Origin of the sequence: Streptomyces nanhaiensis, assembly GCF_046614825.1 — a bacterium.
Classification (GTDB): domain Bacteria; phylum Actinomycetota; class Actinomycetes; order Streptomycetales; family Streptomycetaceae; genus Streptomyces; species Streptomyces radiopugnans.
Genome location: NZ_JBKJFM010000230.1, coordinates 1 through 6095, shown reverse-complemented (window position 1 = coordinate 6095; position 6095 = coordinate 1). Strand labels below are relative to the sequence as shown.

6 protein-coding genes and 1 pseudogene are annotated in these 6095 nt (G+C 78.1%); all 7 read left to right on the top strand.

Annotation, left to right across the window (positions count from 1 at the left end):
* Positions 1-375 (top strand): annotated as a pseudogene (locus tag ACLIYP_RS28650) (hypothetical protein); the annotation flags it as partial.
* Positions 372-1049: a D-glycero-alpha-D-manno-heptose-1,7-bisphosphate 7-phosphatase gene (locus ACLIYP_RS28645; protein ID WP_412716003.1), complete on the top strand. Its 678-nt coding sequence runs from the start codon at positions 372-374 to the stop codon at positions 1047-1049. The pseudogene ACLIYP_RS28650 and the gene ACLIYP_RS28645, both read left to right, overlap by 4 nt.
* Complete coding sequence (locus tag ACLIYP_RS28640) at positions 1046-2122, top strand: glycosyltransferase family 9 protein (protein ID WP_412716002.1); 1077 nt, start codon at positions 1046-1048, stop codon at positions 2120-2122. The genes ACLIYP_RS28645 and ACLIYP_RS28640 overlap by 4 nt, the downstream gene beginning before the upstream one ends.
* Positions 2119-3084 (top strand): glycosyltransferase, encoded by a 966-nt coding sequence (locus ACLIYP_RS28635; RefSeq protein ID WP_412716001.1) that lies wholly within the window; start codon positions 2119-2121, stop codon positions 3082-3084. The genes ACLIYP_RS28640 and ACLIYP_RS28635 overlap by 4 nt, the downstream gene beginning before the upstream one ends.
* Positions 3081-4301, top strand: coding sequence for a glycosyltransferase (locus ACLIYP_RS28630; protein WP_412716000.1), 1221 nt, complete (start codon positions 3081-3083; stop codon positions 4299-4301). Before ACLIYP_RS28635 ends, ACLIYP_RS28630 begins: the two co-directional genes overlap by 4 nt.
* Before the next feature lie 137 nt (positions 4302-4438).
* Positions 4439-5062: a D-sedoheptulose-7-phosphate isomerase gene (locus ACLIYP_RS28625; protein WP_412716005.1), complete on the top strand. Its 624-nt coding sequence runs from the start codon at positions 4439-4441 to the stop codon at positions 5060-5062.
* 4 nt (positions 5063-5066) lie between these two features.
* The coding region (locus tag ACLIYP_RS28620) for a PfkB family carbohydrate kinase (protein ID WP_412716004.1) at positions 5067-6095 on the top strand (1029 nt) is incomplete at its 3' end.

Below are 6095 nucleotides of genomic sequence, written 5' to 3'. Positions count from 1 at the left end.
CGCCACGCGGCGGTCACCGCCGCGGGCGCCGCCGCCCTCGTCCTGGCCGTGGCGGGACGCCGGCGGGCCGCGGCCCTGGCCGGGGCGGGATGGCTGCTGGGCACGGCCGAGTTCGCCCGGGCCCGGATAGCGCCGGGACCCCGCACCCGCGAGGAGGTCACGACCATGCTGGTGACCAGCGCGCTCATACCGCCGCTGGCGGTCTACCACCGGCTGGCCGGGACGCTGCGCCACCGCGCCGCCGCTCCCTGGGAGGCGGGCCCGGGCGGCGCGGGACCGAGCGAGGCGCGCTCTGACGAGCGCCCCGACGAGCACCCCGCCGAGCACCCCGCCGCGGGCGGCGGCGGACACGGGGGCAGGGGAGGCACGGTATGACGGCCGTGCGCGCGGTGCTCCTCGACCGCGACGGGACCCTCGTGGAGGACGTCCCCTACAACGGCGATCCGGCGCTGGTGCGCCCGATGCCGGGCGCCGCCGAGGCGATGGCGCTGCTGCGCTCCCGCGGAGTGCCGGCCGCGGTGGTCACCAACCAGTCCGGCATCGCGCGCGGCCTGATCGGCTGGGACGACATGGGCCGGGTGCACGCCCGGATCGACGAACTGCTGGGCCCGTTCCACGCCTGGGCCGTCTGCCCGCACGGCCCGGACGACGGCTGCGCCTGCCGCAAGCCCGCCCCCGCCCTGGTGCTGGACGCGGCCCGGCGGCTGGGCGCGGCCCCCGCCGAGTGCGCGGTGATCGGGGACATCGGCTCCGACATGGACGCCGCACGCGCCGCCGGCGCCCGCGGCATCCTCGTCCCCACCCCCGTGACCCTTCCGGAGGAGGTGCGGGAGGCGCCCGCGGTCGCCCCCGACCTGCTCACCGCGGTGCGCGCGGCGCTGGACGGGCCGTGGCCGCGTCCCGCCGGTGCGGACGGCCGCACTCCGGTGCGGTTGCCGGCGCGCGCCGACCGGCACGCCGACCGGGCCGTGACCGCGGCCGTCCAGACCGCCGGCCGCGCGGCCGCCCGTACCGCCGCCCGCACAGCCACCGCCCGGAGGCCGTCATGAGAGCACTCGTCGCACGTCTGGACAGCTTCGGGGACGTGCTGCTGGCAGGCCCGGCGGTACGGGCCGTGGCCGCGCGCGCCGACCGCGTGACGCTGCTGTGCGGTCCGCGCGGCGCGCCCGCCGGGCGGATGCTGCCCGGAGTGGACGAGGTCGTCGTCTGGGACGCCCCCTGGGTGGGCCTCGACCCGCCCCCCACCGGGCGGGACGGCGTCGAGGAGGCCGTGGAGCTGATCGCCGGGCTGCGCTGCGACACCGCCCTGATCCTGGCCTCGGCCCACCAGAGCCCCCTGCCGACCGCCCTGGTGCTGCGGATGGCGGGCGTGTCCCGGATCGCCGCCGACAGCGTCCACTACCCCGGATCGCTGCTGGACGTCCGCCACCGGCGCGACGAACAGGCGCACGAGGCGGAGGCCGCCCTGGCGCTGGCCGAGGCGGCCGGCTTCCCCCTGCCCGAGGGCGACGACGGGCGGCTGCGGGTGCTGCCTCCGCCCCGGGTGGAGGAGCTGGCCGGGCCGCCGGGCTACGTCGTGCTGCACCCCGGAGCGAGCGTGCCCGCCCGCCGCTGGAGCCCGAAGCTGTCGGCCGAGGCCGTCGGGGCACTGGCGGAGGCCGGGCACCGGGTGGTGGTCACCGGCGTGCCCGAGGAGCGCGAGCTGACCTCGTACGTGGCCGGCCGCGCGGGGCTCGACCTGGGCGGGCGCACCTCGCCCGCCGAGCTGGCCGGGGTGCTGGCGGGCGCGGCGGCGGTGGTCACCGGGAACACCGGCCCGGCCCATCTGGCCGCCGCCGTGGGCGCGCCGGTGGTCTCGCTGTTCTCGCCGGTCGTCCCGGCCGAGCGGTGGGCCCCCTTCCGCGTGCCCCTGGTGCTGCTGGGCGACCAGCAGGCCCCGTGCGCCGGGACCAGGGCCCGCGTCTGCCCCGTCCCCGGGCACCCCTGTCTGGACCGTGTGACGCCGCAGGACGTGGTCACCGCGGTGGAGAAGGCCGCCGCCGAAGGCGGCCGGCAGAGCACAGCTGCCGAAGGCGGCCGGCAGAGCGCAGCCGCCGAAGGCGGCCGGAAGGGAGCCGTATGAGGATCCTGCTGTGGCACGTGCACGGCTCCTGGACCACCGCGTTCGTCCAGGGCCCGCACACCTACCTCGTGCCCGTCACCCCCGACCGGGGCCCCGACGGGCTCGGCCGCGCCGTCACCTTCGACTGGCCGGACAGCGTGGTGGAGCTGACCCCCGAGGAGCTGCGGGAGGCGGACGTCGACCTGGTGGTGCTCCAGCGCCCCCACGAGCTCGGTCTCGCCGAGCAGTGGCTGGGCGGCCGGCTGCCGGGCCGCGACGTGCCGGCCGTCTACCTGGAGCACAACGCCCCGGACGGGAACGTGCCCGAAACCCGCCACCCGATGGCCGGTCAGCCGGGCCTGACGATCGTCCACGTCACCCACTTCAACCGGCTGTTCTGGGACTGCGGCCCCTCCCCCACCACCGTCGTCGAGCACGGCGTCGTCGACCCGGGACCGCTGTACACCGGCGACCTGGAGCGGGCGGCGGTGGTGGTCAACGAGCCGCTGCGCCGGGGCCGCACCACCGGCACCGACCTGCTGCCGCGCTTCGCCGAGGCCGCGCCCCTGGACGTCTTCGGCATGCGGACCCGGGGGCTGGCCGGACGGCTCGGCATCCCGGAGGAGCGCTGCCGCTCACACGAACTCCCCCAGCGGGATCTGCACCGGGCCATGGCCCGGCGGCGGGTGTACGTGCACCCGATCCGCTGGACCTCGCTCGGCCTCTCCCTGCTGGAGGCCATGCACCTGGGCATGCCCGTGGTCGCCCTGGACACCACCGAGGCGTCCGCGGCCGTGCCCGAGGGGGCCGGAGTGCTCTCCAACCGGCTCGACGTCCTGACCGACGCCGTCCGCGGCCTCCTCGCCGACCCGGCATACGCGCGCCACGTCGGCGAGCAGGCGCGCACGGCCGCACTGGCCCGTTACGGGCTGCCGCGCTTCCTGGACGACTGGGAGCGGCTGATCAAGGAGGTGGCCCGATGAGGATCGCCATGGTGTCCGAGCACGCGAGTCCGCTCGCCGCGCTCGGCGGCCCCGACGCCGGAGGCCAGAACGTGTACGTCGCGCAGTTGTCGAAGGAGCTGGCTCGGCGCGGCCACCAGGTCACCGTCCACACCCGCCGGGACTCCCGCGAGCCTCCCGACCGGGTGCCGCTGGCACCGGGCGTGACCGTCGAGCACGTGCCGGCCGGGCCGCCCCGGCCGGTGCCCAAGGACGACCTGCCGCCGTACATGACCGCCTTCGGCGACCATCTGGCGCGCCGCTGGGAGGCACGGCGGCCGGACGTGGTGCACGCGCACTTCTGGATGTCGGGCACGGCCGCGCTGCTCGGCGCGAAGGGCCCGGGCGTGCCGGTCGTGCAGACCTTCCACGCGCTGGGCACCGTCAAGCGGCGCCACCAGGGCGCGGACGACACCAGCCCGCCCGAGCGGATCGACGCGGAGCGGCGGATCGGCCGCGAGTGCGCCCGTGTGCTGGCCACCTGCGCCGACGAGGTCTTCGAGCTGGCCGCGATGGGCGTGCCGCCGGAGCGGACGTCGGTGGTGCCGTGCGGTGTGGACACCCTGGAGTTCAGCCCCGCCGACCCCGCCGGGCGGGACGCCCGCCGCGGCGGCCCGCACCGGCTGCTGGCGATCGGCCGCCTGGTGCCGCGCAAGGGCTTCGACCAGGCGATCGCGGCGCTGGCCGGGATCCCCGGCGCGGAGCTGCTGATCGCCGGCGGCCCCGAGCCCGCGCTGCTGGACACCGACCCCGAGGCGGTGCGGCTGCGGCGGCTGGCCGGGGAGCTGGGGGTGGCGGACCGGGTGCGGCTGCTGGGCGCCGTGCCGCACGAGCGGATGCCCGAACTGATCCGCGACGCCGACCTGGTGCTGTCCACGCCGCGCTACGAGCCGTTCGGCATCGTCCCGCTGGAGGCCATGGCCTGCGGGGTGCCGATCGTGGCCACCGGTGTCGGCGGCCATCTGGACTCGGTGGCCGACCGGGTCACCGGACGGCTGGTGCCACCGGGCGATCCCGGCGCGCTGGCCCGCGCCGTCAGCGAACTGACCGGCTCGCCCGGGCTGCTGCGCCGCTACGGCGAGGCCGGTCGTGAGCGCGCCCTGGCCCGCTTCTCCTGGGAGCGGGTGGCCGACGGCGCCGAGCAGGTGTACGCCCAGGTGGTCGCGCGCCACCGCGTTCCGACGGGGGCGATCCGTTGACGACGGCCAGGACCACCGACAAGGCGGCCAGGGCGGCCGCGAAGACCGCGAAGGCCGCGAAGAGCACCGCCGGGGCCGCCGGGAACGGCACGAAGGTCCGCCGCGCCAGGACCGCCCCCGCCCCCGCCCCGGCGCCGGTGACGCCTCCGGCGACGGGGCCGGGGCCGGTCGTCGGCCACTGCGACGAACTGCTGCACGCCCTGGCGCCCTTCCGCGACCAGGCCGGCACGGCCCAGAGCTGGGGCGAGCGCCTGGCGCGGGTGCTGGCCGGCGGCGGACGGCTGCTGGCGGCCGGGAACGGCGGCAGCGCCGCGCAGGCCCAGCACCTGACGGCCGAGCTGGTGGGCCGCTACCGCGACGACCGTCCGCCCTTCTCCGCCATCGCCCTGCACGCCGACACCTCCTCCACCACCGCGATCGCCAACGACTACGGCGTGGACGAGGTGTTCGCCCGGCAGGTGCGGGCGCACGGGCGGGAGGGCGACGTGCTGATGCTGCTGTCGACCAGCGGCGCCAGCGCCAACCTGCTGTCGGCCGCCGAGGCCGGGCGCGAGGCGGGGATGTCGGTGTGGGCGCTGACCGGGCCCGCGCCCAACCCGCTGGCCGCGGGCAGCGACGAGTCGCTGTGCGTACGGGCGGGCTCCACCGCGACGGTGCAGGAACTCCACCTGGTGGCGGTGCACATGGTGTGCGCCGCGTTCGACGCCGCCCTGGAGGACGTCCTGGAAGGGGGGAGCGCGGACGATGCCGCCGATGCCTGACCCGATGCCCGGCCCTGTGCCCGACCCGCTGTACGGCCCGGCGCCCGGGGCGCCCGCCGCGCCGCTGGTCGTGGTCGGCGACGCCCTGCTCGACCGCGATCTGGTCGGCCGTGCGGACCGCCTGGCCCCGGACGCCCCGGTGCCGGTGCTGGAGGACTGCGAGGAGCGGCTGCGCCCGGGAGGCGCCGCCCTGGCCGCCTACGTGGCGGCGCTCGGCGGCCGCCCGGTCACCCTGGTGGCCGCCCTGGGGGAGGACCCGGCGAGCGTGCGGCTGCGCGAACTGCTGGCCCCCTGGGTGTCGGTGGCCGCGCTGCCCCTGGACGGCGCCCTGTCGGAGAAGACGAGGGTGCTGGCCGGGGGCCGCCCGGTGGTCCGGATGGACCGGGGCACCGGCCGGGCCGCCTCGGGCGGGGGCGCGGCCGTGCCCGAGGAGGTCCGCGAGGCGATCGCCTCGGCCCCGGCCCTGCTGGTCTCCGACTACGGCCGGGGCACGGCGGACGCCGTGCGCGGGCTGCTGGCCGAGCGGGCCGCCCGGGTGCCCCTGGTGTGGGATCCGCACCCGCGCGGCCGCGAGCCGGTTCCGGGCACCCGCCTGGTGACTCCTACGGCGGCGGAGGCCCGGCTGTTCGCCGGACGGCTGGAGGGCGGCCCCGGCGGGCCGTCCGGCCCGGCGACCGGAGCCGGCCCGGCGACGGGCCCGGCGAAGGCCCCCGGGACTTCGAGGACCCCCGAGGATCCGGGTACTCCGGCGGCTCCGAAGGCTTCACGGACCTCGCAGGCCCCGAAAGCCCCGCACACCTCGAAGGCGCCGGGGCCCGCGAGGCAGGCGAAGCCGTCCGGTGAACCGGAGAGCCTGCACACCGCGGCCCGCCACGCCCGGGCGCTGGCCGAGGCGTGGGGGGCCGCCTCGGTGGCCATCACCCTCGGCGACCGCGGCGCGCTGCTGTCCTACGGCGACCATCCGCTGCTGGTGCCCGCCCCCGCGCGGCACAGCGGCGACTCCTGCGGCGCCGGCGACCAGTTCGCGAGCCTG